This window comes from Hypericibacter terrae, from assembly GCF_008728855.1.
GTDB lineage: Bacteria > Pseudomonadota > Alphaproteobacteria > Dongiales > Dongiaceae > Hypericibacter > Hypericibacter terrae.
In genome coordinates, this window is sequence record NZ_CP042906.1 from 2,567,102 (window position 1) to 2,585,766 (window position 18,665).

Here is an 18,665-nt window from a genome sequence, read left to right on the forward strand (position 1 = left end):
GAGAGAGGGCCGGAACGCTCAATATCCCTCGATTTTGATCAGGGCCGTGATGCCGATCGCGGCAAATAGGATCACGGAACTCCAGGCGGCCAGCAGCGGCGGCAGCATCCCCGACTCGCCCAGCGATTGGAGGATGCCGTCGGCGATGAAATAGAGGAAACCCATCCCGACCCCGACCATGAAGCCCAACCCGGCGCCACTCTGCCGGCGCAGCGACTGCGCCACGGGGGCCGCCAGCAGCAGCATGATCAGCGTCATGATCGGCAAGGCGAGGCGCTTGTTGAACCAGGTCTCGTAATAATAGACCGGCCGGCTGCCGACATTCTCGTTGGCGGCGAAGTTGTGCAGCTCGCGCAGGCTCAGGCTCGCGGGCGTCGCCGCCAGGTCGGAGAAATGCTGCGGGCTGAGATTGGTCTGCCACCGCCACTGGTCCTGCCGGACGATCTCGGTCGCCCCGCTGCCGCCGATCACGGTGCGCTCGACCTGAAAGAGGTCCCAGCCGCCATCGCGGAACTCGGCGCGGCCGGCGACGATGCGCTCCTGGAACTGGCTGGCGGAATCGCGCTCGAAGATGGTGATGCCGCTCAGGCTCCGGCCGCGATCCAGCACCACCACAACCCGCACCAGCGTGTAGCCGTCGCGCGCCCAGACGGCGCTGGGCGTGTCCTTGTCGTTGTCGGCGCTGAAGTCGACCGCCTCCGCGTTCCAATCCTCCATCGCGCGCGCTGCGACCGGCGCGATCTGGTCGGCGACCAGGAAATGCAGGCCGGCGATCAGGAATGCGGCGGGGAGGAAGCAGGCGAGGATGCGCCAATAGGAAAGGCCGGCCGCCTTCATCGCCATGACCTCGGCCGACTGCGCCAGGCGCGACAGCACCAGGAGGGCCGCGATCAGCACGGAGAAGGGGAACAGGAAGGCCGCCAGATCGGGCAGCCGCAGCCAGACATAATGCAGGATGCTGCCCAGGCTGAGGCCATGGCGCGCGAACAGCTTGCTGGTGTTGTTCAGCAGATCGAGCAGCTGCAGCAGGGCCGTGAACCCGAACAGCATCAGCGCGAACTGCATCAGCAACATGCGCGACACATAGCCGACGAGCGTGCGCATCAGGCCGGCGCCTTTCTGCGGCGACCGATCTGCCGAACGTTGTCGAACAGGCTCTCGATCCGGGCGAGAACGGTTTCGACGAAGTTATGGCCCGGCGACACGTTCGCTTCCCAGAACGCCCAGCTGCTGAACCCGGCATAGACGAAGAAGGGGAGCCAGAGGCTGATCCAGGGCGATAGTCGGCCGTTGGCGGAGACGTCGTGCCCGAACTGCAGCAGGTAATAGAAGATCACGATCAGCACGATGCCGACCGCGATGCCGGTTCCTCGTCGCGTTCGTCGGGTCGAGGAGCCGAGCGGGAAGGCCAACAGCGGCAGGAAGAGATAGGTGGCGATCCGCACCAGCCGTTCATGCAGCTCGGCATGGACCGCGTAATACATCGGGTCGGTCTTGGGCAGGGTCCAGACATTGTGCCAAAGTTCCGGCAGCGTCTGCTCGCGCTCGGAGGCGCCTCTTATTCGATAGGGTTCCGGCGCCAGCGCGATGTCGAGCGGCAGCTCGAACCGGGCGAAGGTCAGGGCGTTGATCTTCTTGTTGGGCCCGTCGGTATCGATGCGGGCGCCCTGTTCCAGCTTCAGCACCAGCTGGTCGTCGGTCTGGGAGCGGACCACATAGCCGGTCTGGGCGGTGGTCGTGACCGAACCGCCCGTGCTCTTGTCCTGATAGACGAAGATGCCGGTCAGCCGTCGCCCGCCCTCGGAGATATCGTCGACCAGGATGGTCGAATTGCCGAAGCCGCTGAAGAAGGCGCCCTTCTCCAGGGCCGAGTACCAGGCGGTCTCGGTGACGAGATAGATGAGGGCGCGATAGCCGTAGCGCGTATAGGGCTGGAGAAATCCGACGATGATGGTGCCGAAGATGACGAGCAGGACCGCGAACATCATCAAAGGCGCGATCATGCGATGGAGCGGCACGCCGCTCGCATGCATCGCGTCGAGCTCGCTCTCGCTGCTGAGGCGGGAAACCGCCAGAAGCACGCCGATGAAGAAGGCCGCCGGCAAGGCGATCCCCAGATAATGCGGAATCAGATTGGCCAGCATGCGCAGGATCAGCGACAGCGGACCGCCCTTGTTCACCACCAGATCCAGCAACCGGACCGTCTGTTCCATCAGCAAGGCGACCAGCGCGATGGAGACCGTGGCGATCAGGGGCCACAGGGTCTTTGCCAGGATGTAACGGTCGAGCAATTTCATCGATGATCTTGCAGGTGGGGCGCCATGTGAAATGCCGGTCTCAAGGCCGGCAAGGGGCCAGGCGCTCTTCAATGAGTCGTGCAGTCGGTGAAGCGGCTCAGAAGGCAATAGGGGGCGATCCGCCAGTCATCGCTCCGTCAGCCCACCGCCGAGTCTCGCTCTGGGCCGCGCCGTCCGATCGTTTCGTTCTCGCTCTCCCAGGTCGATGAACGGCAGAAATCTCTCGATTCCCCAACGCCATAGGGGCGGCCGGCGAATGCCTCCGCCCCGGCGGCGGCACAGCATAGGCGGCTCTGGCGATCGGTTAAAGCCGGGAGATGGCGGCCGGCGAGGGGCAGGGTGGCGTCAGGAAAGCTGGCCGGCCAGGCGGAAACGGCCCGTGATCTCCAGGCCGGCGCCCTTCTGCGGCAACGCCCGGGTCTCGATCTCGATGTCCCATCCCGAACCCGCGCGCGTCACGCGATAGAGGTGATAGCCGCCGGCGGGCTTGCCGCCGTGAGGCATCGCCGAGGCGGAGGGCACGCCCAGCACCGGGATGCGTCCCTGCGGGCCGGCGAGGTGATCCAGGTGGGCGCGATGGGTATGGCCATGCAGAACCAGCTCGGCGCCCTTCTGCGCCAGCAGGCCGCGAAACGCCGCCGCGTCGATCAGCGCCTTCCGGTCGTGGGTCGCCCGGGCCTGCGGGGGATGATGGATCAGCACCACGCGAAACAGCCCCTCGGCCTCGAGCGCCGGCAGCATCGCCGCCAGCCGGGCCAGCTGCTCGGGGCCGAGATGGCCGGCCGCGCTGTTATAGGGCATGGGCTCCGCGGAGGAGAGGCCGATCAGGGCGAGGGGGCCGCGCCGGCGCAAATAAGGAAACCGCTCCGCCTCCCCGGTTTGAACGTCGCCCGTCATGTAGGCGTCCCAGAGCGCCAGATGCTTCGACCAGGGCAGTTCGACATAACGGTCATGATTGCCGGGAATGACGCTGACGCGGTCCGGCGGGCCGATCCGCTGCAGCCAGGCGGCGGCATTCTCGAATTCCCGCGGCAGGGAGATGTTGGTGATGTCGCCGGTGACGGCGACATGATCGGCGCGGCTCTGCGCCAGATCGGCGACGACGCGATCGAGCACCGCCCGGCGGTGAATGAAGCGCCGGCGCAACTGCCAGGACAGAAACCCGAGGACGCGCTTGGAGAGCAGCGCGCCCGGCGCCGGCATCGGCCACTCGGAAAGATGCGGATCGGACAGATGCGCCAGGGTGAACATGCGCCCCTTCTGTCCCGGAACGGGAGTCAGGTCAAGCCGGGCGGGCTGGCGGCGATGCGGTCAGCCGGCGGCGCGCAGATCGGCCGCGCCGATGACGCCGAATTCGCGGCCGATCGCGGCCGTGACCGCGACCACCTTGTCGAGCTGGGCCCGCGTGTGCGCGGCGCAGACGCTGCAGCGCAGGAGCGCGGTACCTTGCGGCGTCGCCGGCGGCAGCGCCAGATTCACATAGATGCCCCGATCGAGCAGCGCGCGCCAGAAACCGACCGCGAGGTCGGGGCTCGGCAGCTTGATCGCCACCACCGGCCCCATCTGGGGCCCGAGCGAGAAGCCATGCCGCGCGAAGCCGTTATAAAGCGTGGCGACATTTTCCCAGAGCTGCGTGCGCAGCTCCGGCCGCTTGCGGATCTGCCGCAGCGCCTCGGTCGCCGACGCGACCACGGAAGGCGGCAGCGAGGCGGTGAACATGTAGGGGCGGCAGACGATGCGCAGCAGATCGAACTGCGGATGATCCGACACGCAGAAGCCGCCGACCGCGCCGAGGCTCTTGCTGAAGGTGCCGACGATGAAATCCATGTCGGCCTCGACGCCCTGTTCCTCAGCGAGCCCGCGGCCCGTCGCGCCCAGCACGCCCATCGAGTGGGCCTCGTCGAGCACCATCCAGGCGCCATGCTTGCGCTTGACCTCGGCCATCTCCTTGAGCGGGGCCTGGTCGCCCAGCATGCTGTAGATGCCTTCGGTGACGACCACCTTGTTGCCGGGTTCGTCGGCCAGGCGCCGCAGCCGCTTGTCGAGATCCTCGGCGTCGTTGTGCTTGAAGCGCACGACCGTGGCCGTGCCCAGGCGGCAGGCGTCGTAGATCGAGGCGTGGCTGTCGGCATCGATCAGCAGGAAGTCTTGCGGGCCGGCCAGGGTCGAGATGATGCCCAGATTGGCCTGGTAGCCGGTGGTGAACACCATGCAATGCCGGCGGCCGTAGAAATCGGCCAACTCGGTCTCGAGGTCGCGATGGGGCGCGTAGGAGCCGTTGGCGATCCGCGAGCCGGTCGTGCCGGTGCCGTAAGCGTCCAGCGCCTTGTGGGCGGCCTCGACGCAAGCCGGATCGAAGGTCAGGCCGAGATAATTGTTGGTGCCGACCAGGATGGTGGGGCGATTGCCGATGACGGCTTCGGTCGCCGAAAGCATCCGGTCCATGCGGACGCCGAACGGATCGTCGACCCGGGCTTTGACGTCGGTGTGCGCTTGCTCAATGCTGGCGAAACGATCGAATAGACCCATTTCGGGGGGATCTCCGTCGGCGGTTTAACGACGACGGATGGCCTCGGCGAGGTCGCCGACGGTCCGGATCTCCGCCACCAGATTGAGCGGGATCGTCACGTCGAACTTCTCCTCCAGCTCCATCATGAGGTCCATGACAGCGAGGGAATCGAGCTTCAAGTCCTGGGAGATGTCGGTCTCCCGGTTAATGACATTGTCCGCCTTACGGAACGGCTCCAACAGGTTAACCACCTGTTCGAACACCGCCACGTCTTCGCGTTCCATCAAGCCCATGGCTCTGCGCCTCTTATGCTGTGTTCGCTCTATGGCGGATTAACGTTGGAAAGCCCCAATCGCGCCGGGACCGTGCCCCAATTCGGTTAATATCTCTCGCTGACGGGCATGATTCTGTGAAATAACAAATTGTTGCGCATTGTTACAGCCAGCCTTCCTGCCGGTACCAGCGCACGGTCTCCGCGAAGCCCGGACCAATGGCCCATTGCGGTTGCCACTCCGTTCCTGCGTCCGCCGGCGGCCCGTGATGGCACAGCCAGTCCGCATGCAACACCTCAGGCAGCTTATGGGGCACCAGCATCTGGGGCTTTCCGGTCCAAGCGGCCTTCAGCGCGTTGCCTCTGGCCATGACGGTCAGGAAGGCCTTCGGGATGGTCAGGGCTCTTGCATGCGTTCCCAGGGCGCGGGCGGCAGCGGCTGTGAGGTCGTTCCAGCTGTGCCCTTCGGTCGCACCGTCGTCCAGCTCCCAGGTCTGGCCTCGTGCCACCGCCGAGCCGGCGGACGCTGCGGCAAATCGACCGAGATCCTCCACATGGATCAAAGATAGGCGTCGGATCGCCCCGGGCGGTCGCGGCGCGATACCCCGCTTCACTGTCTTGAAGAAGGGGAGGAACTCCCGATCGCCGGGTCCATAGACCGCGGTTGGCCGGAGAATGGTCCAGGGCATGGGCCCGGCCACGGCCTTGAGCAAGTCCTCCGCGGCGCGCTTGCTGGCGCAATAGGGCGACAGTGCCGGCTCGCGGGCGGCGAGCGACGACATCAGGACGAAATGGGGCGGTGTGGGTTGCCGCGCGGCGATCCCGGCGAGGCGGCCGGTCGGTTCGGCATTGCCGCGCATGAAGCCCTCGCGGTCATGCGCTTTCACCACGCCCGCGATATGCAGCACCGCATCGGCCCCGGTCACCAGCTGGTTCAGCGCAATATTGTCCGCGAGATCGCCGATGACGACTTCCGGTGTCTGGTTCGGCAGGATCAGGCGCGGCGGCTGGCGGCGGATCAGCAGGCGCAAGCGCCAGCCCCTCCGGTCCAGCTCGGAAACCACGGCGCCGCCGACAAAGCCGCTGGCCCCGGTGACGGCGGCAAGCCGGCCCATCGGCAGCTGGGTCAGCGGGACGGAGCGGCGTCGGCACCGCCCTCCTGGAAATGGCCGGCGAGATAGGCGGCCTTGGCGCGTGCCCGCGCGATCTTGCCCGACGAGGTGTGGGGGATGTCGCGCGGTCCGACCAGCGCGATCCGGGCCTCGATACCATGGGCCCGCTGCAGCAGGCTCTGCGCGCCCTGCCGCAGGGTTTCGCGCTCGGCGGCGTCGGTCTGACGCGAGACCACCAGCATCACCACCTGCTCCTGGCCCTCGGGTCCCTCGATCGAGAAGGCGCAGGCATCGTTGCGCTTGAGATCGAGGCTCTCCTCGACGCTCCATTCCAGATCCTGCGGCCAGATGTTCCGGCCGGCGATGATGATGAGATCCTTGGCGCGGCCGGTGATGACCAGCGCGCCGTCGAGGCTGTAGCCGAGATCGCCGGTATCGAGCCAGCCATCGGCGGAGAGCACGCGTGCCGTTTCCTCGGGCTGGCCGTAATAGCCGGCCATCAGGCTGGGGCCCTTGACGAAGAGACGGCCGATCATGCGGTCGGGCAGGACTTCGCCGTCCTCGCCGCGAATCTCGGCGACATGGCCCGTCAGAGGCCGGCCGCAGAGCACGAAGCGCCGGCTGTCATCGGAGCGCGGATCGGCCGGAACGGCACGGCCTTCCTCGGCCAGGCGGCCGCGATCGACCGCGTCGGTCAGCATGCCCTGATTGCGCGGCGAGAAGCTGATTGCCAGCACGGCCTCGGCCATGCCGTAGCTCGGCAGGAAGGCCTTGGGATCGAAGCGGCAGCTGGCGAAGGCGGCGCCGAAGCGTTCCAGCACATGCGGCTGGATCATGTCGCCGCCGATGCCGGCAATGCGCCAGCAGGAGAGATCGAGATCGGGCGTCGCGAGCCGGCCTTCGCTGACGCGCCGGCTGCAGAGATCGTAGCCGAAGGTGGGGCTGTAGGAGAGCGTGGCGCGGTTCTGCGAGATCAGGGTCGGCCACATCAGCGGGCGGCGGGCGAAGTCGCGCGTCGCCAGATAGTCCACAGTCACCTGCGACAGCAGCGGGGACAGCATGAAGCCGACCAGCCCCATATCGTGATAGAGCGGCAGCCAGGAGACAGCCCGATCGCCCGGAACGAGGCCGAGCCCGTCGATCGCGATCGCATGGGCGTTCGCCATCAGCGCGCGTTGCGGCACGTCGATGCCCTTGGGAAAGCGCGTGCTGCCGGACGAAAACTGGAGGTAGCAGGATTCGTCGGCTGCGAACGGGCGGAGCTCGGCGCCGTCGTCCGGCAAGGCCAGGAACTCGGCGGCGCTGCCGACGACCGTGGCGCTGGTGCCGGCTGCGGCTTCCTTCAGATAGTCGAGCAGCTCCGCCGGCGCCATGGCCGCCGCCGCGCCGCAGCTTTGAATCTGCCGGCGCAAGGTCGCGATATAGCTGTCGCGCCCGCCCAGGCCTGTCGGCAGGGCGACCGGCACCGGCAGGAGCCCGGCATATTGGCAGGCGGCGAACAGCACCATGAAGTCGGGCACCGTGTCGGCGATCAGCACCATGCGAGCGCCGCGTGCCAGGCCCGACCGGATCAGGCCGCGGGCGGCGGCGATCGCGCGTTCGCGCAGCTCGCGATAGGGCAGGACCGCGGTCAACTCGCCGCGTGCCGAATAGAAGTTGAAACCGGTGTCGCCACGGGCCGCATAGTCCAGGCCTTCGGTGAAGGTGCCGAACGGACCGGGATGGAATGGCAGATCGCGGCTGATGCTGGGGGTGGGATGCATCTCTGACGGAAAAGCGATGGGGCGCGCTGAACGCTTAGGGTCGGTCCGGATGACGGGCGGCGACCGGGCGCGGGCGCTGGCTCTTAGCAAATCGGCCGGGTGGGAACAAGGCCGGCCGCCTCCAGCCCCAGCCCTCTGTCTCACAGGGGCCAGCTTGACGGGCGGGGGCGGCGCGCGCAAGAAAGCGCCGCCGCTCGGGATTTCATTGCCGATCGGTTCGGAAGGACAAGGCATGATCTCGGTGGGGCTGGTCGGCTATGGCCATTGGGGGCCGAACCTGCTGCGCAATCTGGCGGCCCACCCGGCCTTCCATGTTGTCGCAGCATCGGACCATCGCGCCGAAAGACGCGCCGCCGCGCTCCAGGCCGCGGCCGGCATCGCGCTTTACCAGGACGGCGCGGCCTTGATCGACCATCACCGGGGGCTGGATGCGGTCGCGATCGCGAGCCCGGTCTCCACTCATTTCGACCTGGCCCGGCGCGCGCTCGAACGCGGCCTCCATGTGCTGGTGGAAAAGCCGCTCTGCACCCGTTCGGAGGAAGGCAAGGCGCTGGTCGCGATCGCCGCCCGGCAGAATCGCGTCCTCATGGTCGACCACACGCTGCTCTTCACCGGCGCCGGCCGCGCGATCCGCGCCTTGCGGCAGGGCGACCGGCTGGGGCGCGTGACCTATTACGACGCCCAGCGCCTCAATCTGGGCCTGTTCCAGCCGGATGTGAACGTGCTGTGGGATCTGGGCCCGCATGATCTTTCGCTGCTGGCGGATCTGAAGGACGAGATCCCGGTCCATGTCGAGGCCAGCGGGCATAGCCACGTCAATCCGGGCGTTCCCGACATCGTCCATGCCTCGCTGCGTTTCGCCTCGGGCTGGATGGCGCATTTCCACTGGAGCTGGATGTCGCCGGAGAAGGTACGCCGCACCGTCATCGGCGGCAGCGACCGGATGCTGGTCTGGGACGAGTTTGCGACCGACGGCGCGCTCAAGCTCTATGATCGCGGCATCGACCTGCCGGCCGGACGCGGAGATCGTGCGATTCTCCCGGGCTACCGGACCGGAGGATGGGAAACGCCGGCGACGGAACCCGGCGAGGCCCTGCAACGCCTCGTCGGTCATTTCGCCGACGTGATCCACGGCCGCGTCGCCTCGATCGCGGATGGACCCCGCGGCGTTCGCGTTCTGCAATTGCTGGAGCGGATCCAGGCGGCGCTCGCCCGCAACGGGGTTGCGCAGAACAACCGCAGCGGTTCTCAGAAAAATCATTTAACATATTGAAATATAATGCTATTAATTCGCTCCCTCCGCTTCCGCAGGAAGTTGAGGTTCGGCGGCGGAGCGGATCCTGTGACGCCGTTGCGGTTCGGCGCAACCGAAGGCGCCGCGCCGTCGCCACCACGCCGACATCCCATGACCGCGTTCCTATCGGAATCGGGCGATAAAAATCACGAGCACTACCCACACGGCCATGCAGCGGTCACAATTTCATGGTGGCCTGCGCAGCAGAGGGCGCTTCGCGGTCGCGAATGACGCCGTTCATCACGAGGGGATCATGAATTTCGTTCGTTGCCTTGCACTCGGCCTCGCGCTCGCGCTGCCGGCGCTGTCCGCATGGGCTCAAGACATGCCGATCGCCACCCAGGCGGCCGACCGCTATCAGTCGGACATCCAGCAGCGCTACAAGAGCGGCTCGGACCCCGACAAGGCCGATGCGCTGCGGATCGCGGGCGAAACGGCCGAGCAGGCGGGGCAGACCGGCGTCGCCATCTCCAATTACGAGCAGGCGGTGGCCTTCGGCGGCGCCGACTATGAGATCTGGCATTCGCTGGCGAAGCTGAACCGCGACCAGCAATCCTTCGACCAGGCGGTGGGGGCCGGCTGGCTGGCCTATCAGGCGGCCGAGACGCCCGAGGACCGGGCCGCGGCCCTCGATATCGCGGCGAGCGCGCTGCGCTCGCTCGATCAGCCCGAAGAGGCGCTGGCGGCCTATCAGCTCGCGCTCGACCAAACCCCGGACGATTCCAACCTCAAGGACCGCGTTGCCGAGCTCACCGACCTGATCGGCCTCAAGCTCGACACCGTCGATGTCGAGCGCACCGGCGACAGCCCGAACATCTGCCTGCGCTTTACCGCCAACCTGCTCGACCCCAAGCAGGTGCATTACAAGGACTATGTGACGGTGACACCGGCCTTCGAGCCGAGCTTCATCGCCTCCGGCAACCAGCTTTGCATCACCGGCGGCGCCTACGGCACCGACTATGACGTCGCGCTCAAGACCGGCTTCCCGTCGGCCGAGCGCAAAAGCCTGATGCAGGGCCAGACCGTTTCCGTTCCTGGCGGCGTGCGCGATCCCTCGCTGGGTTTCGACAGCAACACCTATGTGCTGCCGCGGACCGGCGGGCAGGGCGTGCCGCTGGTCAGCGTCAATTACGAGAGCGCCAAGCTCGAGCTCCTGCGCATCAACGACCGCAACCTGATCCGCCAGATCACGGACGGGCGGTTTCTGCGCGTCCTCGACGGTTATGACCGCAACGACATCGCCAACAATCTGGGTGAGACGGTCTGGACGGGCGTGGTGGAGATCGAATCCAAGCCCAACCAGCGGGTGGTGACAGCGGTTCCGATCGACCAGATCCTGCCTTCGACTAAGCCGGGCGTTTATCTGCTCATGGCGGCACCGCCGGAGCAGACCAACGCCGACGACTGGGCCCAGCAGGCGACCCAGTGGCTCATCGTCACCGACATGGGCATGACCTCGATGAGCGGGGCGGACGGGCTCAACCTGTTCGTCCGTTCGCTGCAGGACGGCGAGGCGCTGCGCAAGGTCGAGGTCAATCTGATTGCGCGCAACAACGACATCCTGGCCTCGACCGAAACCGACCGCGACGGACTGGCCCATTTCGATTCCGGCCTGCTGCGCGGCGAAGGCGGCCGCGAAGCCGTTGCCGTCGTGGCCTCGCGCAAGGACGGCGATTTCGCCTTCCTCGACCTGACCCAGGCGGCGTTCGATTTGAGCGATCGCGGCGTTGGCGGGCGCCTGCCGCCGGGCCCGAGCGACCTGTTCCTCTATTTCGACCGCGGCGTCTATCGCCCGAGCGAGACCGTGCATCTGACCGGCCTGCTGCGCGACGAGGCTGGCAAGGCGATGACCGGCCTGCCGCTGACCTTGAAGCTCCTGCGTCCCGACGGCAGCGAGGCGGAGACCTTCTCGCTGAAGGATGGCGGCGCCGGCAGCTATCAGCGCGACATCCCGGTCTCGGGCACGGCGCGCACCGGCGTCTGGACGGTCGAGGCCTATCTCGATCCGGCCGGCAAACCGATCGCGAGTGCCACCTATCTGGTGGAGGAAGTCGTTCCGGCCCGCATCGAGGCCACGCTCACCTCGGACCAGCCCGCCTATATCCCCGGTGCGGAGACCACGCCTAATCTGGATCTCGCGGTGAAGTATCTCTATGGCGCCATGGGCGCGGGGCTGCCGGTCAAGGGCGAGGCCGTGGTGGGCAAGGCCACGGATCCGTTCCCGGCCTATCCGGGATTCCATTTCGACCTGGCCGACGAGGCTATCGATCCGGTCCGCACCGAGCTCGCCGGCGGCGTGACCGACGAGAATGGCGAGGCGCAGATCCCGCTCTATCTCGACAACATTCCCGATACGGCCCAGCCGTTGTCGGCGACGGTGCGCGTCGAGGTCGCCGATGTCGGCGGCCGCTCGATTTCCGAGGTGCTGGAGCTGCCGATCCGCAACCGGCCGCTGGCGCTGGGCATCAAGCCGCTCTTCTCCGACGACACCGTCGATCGCGGGGCCAATGCCTCCTTCGAGGCGATCGCGGTGGGCGACGACGGCAGCCGCAAGGCGCTCGACAAGGTCACCTATCGCCTCGTGCAGGAGGACTGGGACTATCAATGGTTCCTGCGCAACGGCTACTGGGACTACCAGGCCGTGGTGCGCGACATTCCGGGCACGACCGGCGAGATCGCGATCGCCGCCGACGCGCCGGGCAAGATCCAGCTCCCGGTCGATTATGGCCAGTATCGCCTCGAGATTTATGATCCCGAGAGCGGGGCCGCCGCGAGCTATCGCTTCACCGCCGGCTGGTGGGCCCGCGCCGGGTCCGGCGACACGCCGGACACGCTGCAGGTCACGGCCGACAAGCCGACCTACGCGCCGGGCGACGAGGCGGAGCTCTTTGTGCGGCCGCCCTTTGCCGGCCAGGTGCTGCTCGCGATCGCGACCGACCGCATCATCGCGACCCGCGTCGTCGATGCCACGCCCGATGGCGTGTCGGTCAAGTTCGACGTCGATGCCAATTGGGGCGCGGGCGCCTATGTGCTGGCAACCGCGTTCCGGCCCGGCTCCTCGGAGCAGACCCGCGGTCCCGGTCGCGCCATCGGCGTGGCCTGGCTCGCGATCGATCCGGAGATCCACCGGCTCGGCGTCGCCATGACGGTGCCCGAGGTGATCAACCCGCGCCAGAAGATCGATGTACCGATCGCGGTCGCGGGCCTCGGCGGCTCGGGCGATGCCTATGTCACCTTGGCCGCGGTCGATGAGGGCGTGCTGGAGCTCACCGACTTCAAGACGCCGGATCCCGTGGATTATTTCTTCGGCAAGCGGCGTCTCGGGGTCGAGATCCGCGATCTCTATGGCCGCCTGATCAATGCCGCCAATGCCAATCGCGGCGTCATCCGCAGCGGCGGCGATGCCGCGATGAGCCGGCGCGCCGCCCCTCCGGGCACGACGCTGGTGGCCCTGTTCTCGGGGCCGGTCAAGCTCGATGCCGACGGCAAGGCCACCGTCTCGCTCGACGTACCGGATTACAACGGCCGCCTTCGTCTGATGGCGGTCGCCTGGAGCAACGATAAGGTTGGCGCTTCCGAGACGCCGCTCGTCGTGCGTGATCCGCTGGTGGCGCTGATTGCCACCCCGCGGTTCCTGGCGCCGGGCGACCGGTCGACCTTGACCGTGAGCCTGCAGAACATGGAGGCGCCGGCCGGGACCTATCATGTTGCCATCACCAGCGACGATGTCTTCCAGCTGGGCGAAGGCGCCACGAGCGATCACGATCTGGCGCAAGGAGCCGCGGCCGTTCTGACGATCCCGCTTCTCGGCCATACGGTCGGCACCGGCCATATCACGGTGGCGATCGAAGGGCCGGAAGGCTTCAAACTCGACCGGCAGATCGTGCTGGGCGTCCGTCCGGCGCAATTGCCGGAGGTGCAGCGCGTTGCGCACCAACTGGCGCCCGGCGATAGTTTCGAGCTGGGGCCGGATCTGGTGTCGTCCTATCTGCCCGGCACCGGCGAGGTGCTGACCAGCCTCGGCGGCCGTCCCGATTTCGATCTGGCGGGCGTGCTGCGCGGGCTCGATCGCTACCCCTATGGCTGCATCGAGCAGACCGTCAGCCGGGCGCTGCCGCTGCTCTATGCCGCCGACCTGGAGCGCGATCTCGGCCTGGTCGAGGACGATGACGGGCTGAAGCGTCGGGTCCAGAGCGCGATCGGGCGCGTGCTCGAGATGCAGCGCTGGGACGGCAGCTTCGCGCTCTGGGATTCCTATGGCCTGACGGAGCCCTGGCTTTCTTCCTACGCGGTGGATTTCCTCACGCGGGCGCGTGCGAAAGGCTATGTCGTGCCCGACTTCGCCTACAAGGAAGGGCTCGACTGGCTGCGCTATCACGCGGCCGATCATCAGAACGACAGCCCCTCGGCCTTGTCGTCGCGCTCCTATGCCATCTATGTGCTCGCGAGTGCCAACGCGGCCGATCCGGGCCTGGTCCGCTACATGTTCGACCGCAACAAGAGGAAGCTGCCGAGCAAGCTCGCGGTGATGCAGCTCGGCGCGGCGCTCGCTCTCATCGGCGACAATAGCCGCGCCGCCGACGCTGCCCAGATCGCGCTCGACACGCGCCGCCGCTGGAGCGGGGACGCCAACGATTATTATGAATCGGATCTCCGCGACACGGCGGCGATGCTGGCCTTGTCGACGGAAGCGAAGGTGCCGGGCGTGGATCCCAGTCCGCTGATCGACGATCTGGCGTCGGCCATCGGAACCGATCCTTGGCTCAGCACGCAGGAGCAAGGCTGGATCGTTCTCGCCGGTGCGGCCCTGGGCAGCAGTCCGCGGATCGCCGTGGCGGTGGGTGACGGCCAGACGCAAGACCGCACCGAGCCGCTCTATCTGCGGCCCAAACCGGAGCAGATCGCGGCGGGCTTGCAGATCGCCAACCGCGGCGAGGGCCCGATCTGGGCCAACACCACGGTCTTCGGCGTGCCAAGCCAGCCGCGGGGTGCGGTGAAGAACCAGGGCTTCACCATCGAGCGGAAATATTTCACGCTCGCGGGCGAGGCCACGGATCTGAGCCATGTCGCGCAGAACGACGTGATCGTCACGGTCGTCACCATCCGGGATGACGGGTCGCGCGGCAGCCAGGCGCTGCTGATCGACCTGCTGCCGGCCGGTTTCGAGCTGGAGAATGTCCGCCTGGCCAACGCCCGGCAGACCGATCAGTTCGCCTGGATGCCGGAACTCTCGGATGCGCTCTATACCGAATATCTCGACGATCGCTTTATCACCGCCTTCGAGAGCTACCCCGGTTATGAGTACAGCTTCGCCTATATGATCCGCGCCGTGACGCCGGGCCATTACCGGGTGCCGGCGGCGTCGGTCGAGGACATGTACCGGCCGACCCGCATCGGCCGCGGCGCGATGGGCCAGGCCGAGATCGAGGCGGCAGGAACGCCGTGACGAGGTAAGGGACGCGATCATGCGCCTGCGCATGACGAGCCAGACCGCGGGGACGCGGCGCGACACCGGCGAGGTTCGCCGGCGTCGGCTGTTCCTCGCTGTCGCGGGCCCGGTCGTCGCGATGCTGGCACTCGCGATCGGGCTCGACCGGATCTTCCCGCCCCAACTCGACCGGCTGCGCAACGTCTCGGTGCTGGTCGAGGATTCGGACGGACAGCTGTTGCGGCCCTTTGCGGCGGCCGATGGGGCGTGGCGGCTGCCGGTCACGGCGGATCAAGTCGATCCGCGGTTCCTGCAGATGCTGGTCGCCTATGAGGATCGACGCTTCTATTGGCATGAAGGCGTCGATCCGCTGGCGCTTGCGCGCGCGGTCGGGCAGTGGGTCCGAAACGGCTCGGTCGTCTCAGGCGCCTCGACCTTGACCATGCAGACGGTCCGCCTCCTTGAGCCGCGGCCGCGGACGCTGGGCTCGAAGCTGATCGAGATGGCGCGGGCGGTCCAGCTCGAGGCGCATTTCTCGAAGTCGGAGATTCTGGGGATCTATCTGACGCTCGCTCCCTATGGCGGCAATCTCGAAGGGGTGCGCGCCGCTTCTCTGTTCTATTTCGGCAAGGAGCCGGCTCACCTGACCGACGGCGAGGCGGCGATGCTGGTGGCCCTGCCGCAGCAGCCCGAGCGGGTCAGGCCCGATCGCAATCCGCTGGCGGCGCGCGAGGCTCGCGACCATGTGCTGCAACGGCTTGCAAACGCCGGCCTCATCGGCGAGACGGAGTTAGCGGAGCTCGGCAGCGAGGCCGTGCCGCAGGGACGTCTCGAGGCGCCGATGGTGGCAGCCCATCTGGCCGAACGGCTGAAAGCCGCCGATCCGGCGTCGACGGAGATCAGGACCACGATCGACGGCAGTCTGCAGCGCGGCCTCGAAGCCCTGGTCGCGCGCCGGCGGGGCGAGCTCGAGGCCGGCGCCACGATCGCCGTGCTCGCCGTGCGCAACAGCGATCATGCGGTCAGGGGTTATGTGGGATCGACCGACATCCTCGATTCCAGCCGTCATGGCCCGATCGACATGATCACGGCGGTGCGCTCGCCGGGTTCGACCTTGAAGCCCTTCATCTATGGCCTGGCTTTCGACGGGCTGCTGATCCATCCCGAGACCATCATGGTCGATCGGCCGATGCGCTTCGGCGGTTACGCGCCGCGCAATTTCGACAACCGCTTTCACGGCGAGATGACGGCGCGCGAAGCGCTGCAGATGTCGCTCAACCTGCCCGCCGTGGCGCTGCTGGACCGCATCGGTCCGCTGGAGCTGGCGCGCCGCTTCGGCCTGAGCGGCGTCGCTTTGCGGCTGCCGGCGGAGACGGAGCAGCCCGGGCTGCCGATCGCGCTGGGCGGCGTCGGCGTCACGCTCCAGGATCTGGTGACGCTCTATGCCGGCCTGGCGAACAAGGGCACCACGGCGCCGCTGCGCTTCCGCCTCGATCAGGCGGAGGGCGACAAGCAGGCGCTCATGAGCCCGCTCGCCGCCTGGTACGTCACCCATATCCTCGAGGACATGCCCCCGCCGCCCAACCGGCTGATCGAAAGCGACGGCCGGCGCCAGCGCCAGATCGCCTACAAGACGGGGACCTCCTACGGTTTCCGCGACGCCTGGGCGATCGGCTATGACCGGGAATGGACCATCGGCGTCTGGGTTGGGCGGCCGGATGGCAGCTTCTCGCCGGGTCGCATGGGCCGCGACGCGGCGGCGCCGATCCTCTATGAGGCCTTCGACCTGCTGCCGCCGCCTTCGGGCAACGACGCCTTGATGAAGCCGTCGGGCCCGGCGCCGGCCGGTGCCATCCTCGCCACCAACAGCGAGCTTCCGGCCAGCCTGCGCCGGTTCCAGCCGGCCGCCTATGCCTGGCGATCGAGCTCGGGCCTCCAGGGACCGAACCTGACATTTCCGCAAGACGGCGCCGTCGTCGAGCTGAAGGCGGGCGATCACCTCGCCAGCCTGCCGCTCGAGGTGACGGGCGGCGAGCTGCCTCTGATCTGGCTGGTGAACGGGCGCCCGCTCAGCGCCCAGCCCTGGCGCCGCCAGGCGGAATGGCTGCCCGATGGCATGGGCGAGGCGCGCATCACCGTGATCGACAAGGCCGGTCGCAGCGCCAGCGCCGAGATCTGGATACAGTAGCGGCGGAAGATGGGGCGGCTCACAGGCCGCCCGCGAGATTGGCGAAGGCGGCGACATAGATCACCGCCGCGACGGCCAGCGCCGCCAGCGGCAGCAGCAAATCCTGTTTCAACGTCATGGGGTTATCCCGCGATTCCGGTGGCGACACAGGCCCGCAGGATCGGGGAGGGAGCGCCGGAACGGAAATGCCGCCGGGCTATCGGTTCGATGCGAGGTGGGCATGGAACCCCGGGCCTATGACGGCCCGGGGTTTCACGGACCCGATCAGGCGGCTTTTTCTTGCCAGAGGCCGTCGCGCATCAGGCTGTCGGTCACGGCCTTGATGGCGCCGCGCAAAGCGTCGGCGGCCTCGTCGATCTGCGCCTTGGTGATGATGAGCGGCGGCGACAGCACCACGAGATGGCCCATCGGCCGCGCCAGCAACCCGCGCGGCATGGTTTCGTTGATGATGCGGTTGCCGAAGTTCCATTCGGCCGGCATCGGCTCCTTGGTCTTCTTGTCCTTCACGAACTCGAGACAGAGCATGAGATGGCTGCCGCGCACATCGCCCACCAGTGGCAGGTCGCTCAGCTCGCGGAACTTCTTCATGAAGTAGGGCCCGATATCCCGCACATGCTGGCAGAGATTCTCGCGCTCGATGATGTCGAGATTCTTGAGGCCTGCGGCGCAGGAGACCGGATGGGCGGAGTAGGTGAAGCCGTTGGTGAAATATTTGCCCTTGGCTTCGGGCACGGTTACGGCGTCATAGAGCCGGTCCGAGACCAGGAAGGCGCCCAGCGGCACATAGCCCGAAGTCAGGCCCTTGGCGGTGGTGATGATGTCGGGCACCAGATCGAAGACCGGCTCGGAGGCGAAGATCTCGCCCAGCCGCCCGAAGCCCGTCACCACCTCGTCCGAAATGTAGAGAACGCCATATTTGCGGCAGACCTCGAGCGTCCGGCGCTGATAGCCCTTCGGCGGCACGATGACTCCGCCCGAGGCCAGCAGCGGCTCGGCGATGAAGCAGGCGACGTTGTCGGGCCCGAGCTCGAGGATCTTGTTCTCGAGATCGGCGACGCATTTGTCGCAGAACTCGGCCTCGGTCATGCCTTCGGGACGGCGATAGGGATTGGGGACGGGGAGGTGATGCACCGTCTCGGTCTCGAACTTGAGATAGGCGCGGTCGGCGGGCTTGCCCGAGACCGAGGCCGTCAGATAGGTCGAGCCGTGATAGGCATATTCGCGGGTGATGATGTGCTGCTTCGAGGGCCTGCCGGTGAAGCCGAAATAGAACTGGACGAAGCGCAGCGCGGAATCGACCGCGGTCGAGCCGCCGGTGGTGAAGAACACATGCTTCAGGTCGCCCGGCGCATATTTGGCGATGCGCGTGGCGAACTCGATTGCCGGCGGGGTCGAGATCTTGCCGAAGGGTGAGTAATAGGCCATGCGGCGCACCTGCTCGGCGATCGCCTCGGCCATCTCGTTGCGGCCATAGCCGATCTGCACGCACCACATCCCGCCCATGCCGTCGAGCATCCGATGCCCGTCGGAATCGTAGATGTAGGCGCCCTCGCTCTCGGCGACGATCAGGAGATCCTGCGTCTTGGCCTGCCCCAGGTCGATCCAGGGATGGATGATATGGGCATGGTCCTGCTCGGTGAGCGCGGCGGTGTCGAACTGCAGATTGCGGGTCATGGGTGGGTTCCGATGCTTGGCGTCTAGTCGGGTTTCGTCCTTGGGCCCGTAAGCGGGAAGGCGGACTCAGAAAACAGTTCGCCCGACGGAGCGCTCGGCCTTGTCTTCGAGCGCAGCGCCCCGCCGGGC

Annotated in this window: 11 protein-coding genes; 3 read left to right on the forward strand and 8 right to left on the reverse strand. The window is 67.1% G+C overall.

Features of this window, described 5'->3' with window-relative positions; all coding sequences use genetic code 11:
- Window positions 1-18 precede the first annotated feature (18 nt).
- The 7 genes from lptG to FRZ44_RS11735 form a co-directional block, all read right to left on the reverse strand.
- The gene (gene lptG / locus FRZ44_RS11705; RefSeq protein WP_151177356.1) at window positions 19-1,104 is read right to left on the reverse strand and encodes an LPS export ABC transporter permease LptG; all 1,086 of its coding nucleotides are present in this window, start codon (window positions 1,102-1,104) and stop codon (window positions 19-21) included.
- On the reverse strand, window positions 1,104-2,297 hold the full coding sequence (gene lptF / locus FRZ44_RS11710) for an LPS export ABC transporter permease LptF (protein WP_151177357.1): 1,194 nt from the start codon (window positions 2,295-2,297) through the stop codon (window positions 1,104-1,106). The genes lptG and lptF overlap by 1 nt, the downstream gene beginning before the upstream one ends.
- A gap of 345 nt (window positions 2,298-2,642) precedes the next feature.
- Window positions 2,643-3,548, reverse strand: a complete 906-nt coding sequence (locus FRZ44_RS11715) for a metallophosphoesterase family protein (protein WP_151177358.1) — start codon at window positions 3,546-3,548, stop codon at window positions 2,643-2,645.
- Window positions 3,549-3,608: 60 nt separating this feature from the next.
- Window positions 3,609-4,826: a serine palmitoyltransferase gene (spt, locus tag FRZ44_RS11720; RefSeq protein WP_151177359.1), complete on the reverse strand. Its 1,218-nt coding sequence runs from the start codon at window positions 4,824-4,826 to the stop codon at window positions 3,609-3,611.
- Between the two features lie 24 nt (window positions 4,827-4,850).
- The gene (locus FRZ44_RS11725) at window positions 4,851-5,099 is read right to left on the reverse strand and encodes an acyl carrier protein (protein ID WP_225308657.1); all 249 of its coding nucleotides are present in this window, start codon (window positions 5,097-5,099) and stop codon (window positions 4,851-4,853) included.
- A 142-nt stretch (window positions 5,100-5,241) separates the two neighbouring features.
- Entirely contained in the window at window positions 5,242-6,192 is a 951-nt protein-coding gene (locus FRZ44_RS11730; protein ID WP_151177360.1) for an NAD-dependent epimerase/dehydratase family protein, read from the reverse strand.
- An 11-nt stretch (window positions 6,193-6,203) separates the two neighbouring features.
- A complete protein-coding gene (locus FRZ44_RS11735) occupies window positions 6,204-7,952 on the reverse strand; it encodes a fatty acyl-AMP ligase (protein WP_151177361.1) in 1,749 nt (582 codons plus the stop codon).
- A 232-nt stretch (window positions 7,953-8,184) separates the two neighbouring features.
- Between FRZ44_RS11735 and FRZ44_RS11740 the strand changes: the two genes are divergently transcribed.
- From FRZ44_RS11740 to pbpC, 3 genes are all read left to right on the forward strand, one after another.
- The gene (locus FRZ44_RS11740) at window positions 8,185-9,225 is read left to right on the forward strand and encodes a Gfo/Idh/MocA family protein (RefSeq protein WP_191908548.1); all 1,041 of its coding nucleotides are present in this window, start codon (window positions 8,185-8,187) and stop codon (window positions 9,223-9,225) included.
- Window positions 9,226-9,499: 274 nt separating this feature from the next.
- A complete protein-coding gene (locus tag FRZ44_RS11745; protein ID WP_191908549.1) occupies window positions 9,500-14,692 on the forward strand; it encodes an alpha-2-macroglobulin family protein in 5,193 nt (1,730 codons plus the stop codon).
- Between the two features lie 19 nt (window positions 14,693-14,711).
- Window positions 14,712-16,862, forward strand: a complete 2,151-nt coding sequence (gene pbpC / locus FRZ44_RS11750) for a penicillin-binding protein 1C (protein WP_225308658.1) — start codon at window positions 14,712-14,714, stop codon at window positions 16,860-16,862.
- Between the two features lie 264 nt (window positions 16,863-17,126).
- On the opposite strand, the gene FRZ44_RS11755 is transcribed toward pbpC, so the two are convergent.
- The gene (locus FRZ44_RS11755) at window positions 17,127-18,536 is read right to left on the reverse strand and encodes an aminotransferase (protein WP_151177364.1); all 1,410 of its coding nucleotides are present in this window, start codon (window positions 18,534-18,536) and stop codon (window positions 17,127-17,129) included.
- Window positions 18,537-18,665 lie beyond the last annotated feature (129 nt).

What these genes read in the sequence shown, in the direction of transcription:
- spt (WP_151177359.1), bottom strand. Translation starts at nt 4,826, where the DNA reads ATGGGTCTATTCGATCGTTTCGCCAGCATTGAGCAAGCGCACACCGAC.
- pbpC (WP_225308658.1), top strand. Translation starts at nt 14,712, where the DNA reads ATGCGCCTGCGCATGACGAGCCAGACCGCGGGGACGCGGCGCGACACC.
- lptF (WP_151177357.1), bottom strand. Translation starts at nt 2,297, where the DNA reads ATGAAATTGCTCGACCGTTACATCCTGGCAAAGACCCTGTGGCCCCTG.
- FRZ44_RS11745 (WP_191908549.1), top strand. Translation starts at nt 9,500, where the DNA reads ATGAATTTCGTTCGTTGCCTTGCACTCGGCCTCGCGCTCGCGCTGCCG.
- FRZ44_RS11725 (WP_225308657.1), bottom strand. Translation starts at nt 5,099, where the DNA reads ATGGGCTTGATGGAACGCGAAGACGTGGCGGTGTTCGAACAGGTGGTT.
- lptG (WP_151177356.1), bottom strand. Translation starts at nt 1,104, where the DNA reads ATGCGCACGCTCGTCGGCTATGTGTCGCGCATGTTGCTGATGCAGTTC.
- FRZ44_RS11740 (WP_191908548.1), top strand. Translation starts at nt 8,185, where the DNA reads ATGATCTCGGTGGGGCTGGTCGGCTATGGCCATTGGGGGCCGAACCTG.
- FRZ44_RS11730 (WP_151177360.1), bottom strand. Translation starts at nt 6,192, where the DNA reads ATGGGCCGGCTTGCCGCCGTCACCGGGGCCAGCGGCTTTGTCGGCGGC.
- FRZ44_RS11735 (WP_151177361.1), bottom strand. Translation starts at nt 7,952, where the DNA reads ATGCATCCCACCCCCAGCATCAGCCGCGATCTGCCATTCCATCCCGGT.
- FRZ44_RS11715 (WP_151177358.1), bottom strand. Translation starts at nt 3,548, where the DNA reads ATGTTCACCCTGGCGCATCTGTCCGATCCGCATCTTTCCGAGTGGCCG.
- FRZ44_RS11755 (WP_151177364.1), bottom strand. Translation starts at nt 18,536, where the DNA reads ATGACCCGCAATCTGCAGTTCGACACCGCCGCGCTCACCGAGCAGGAC.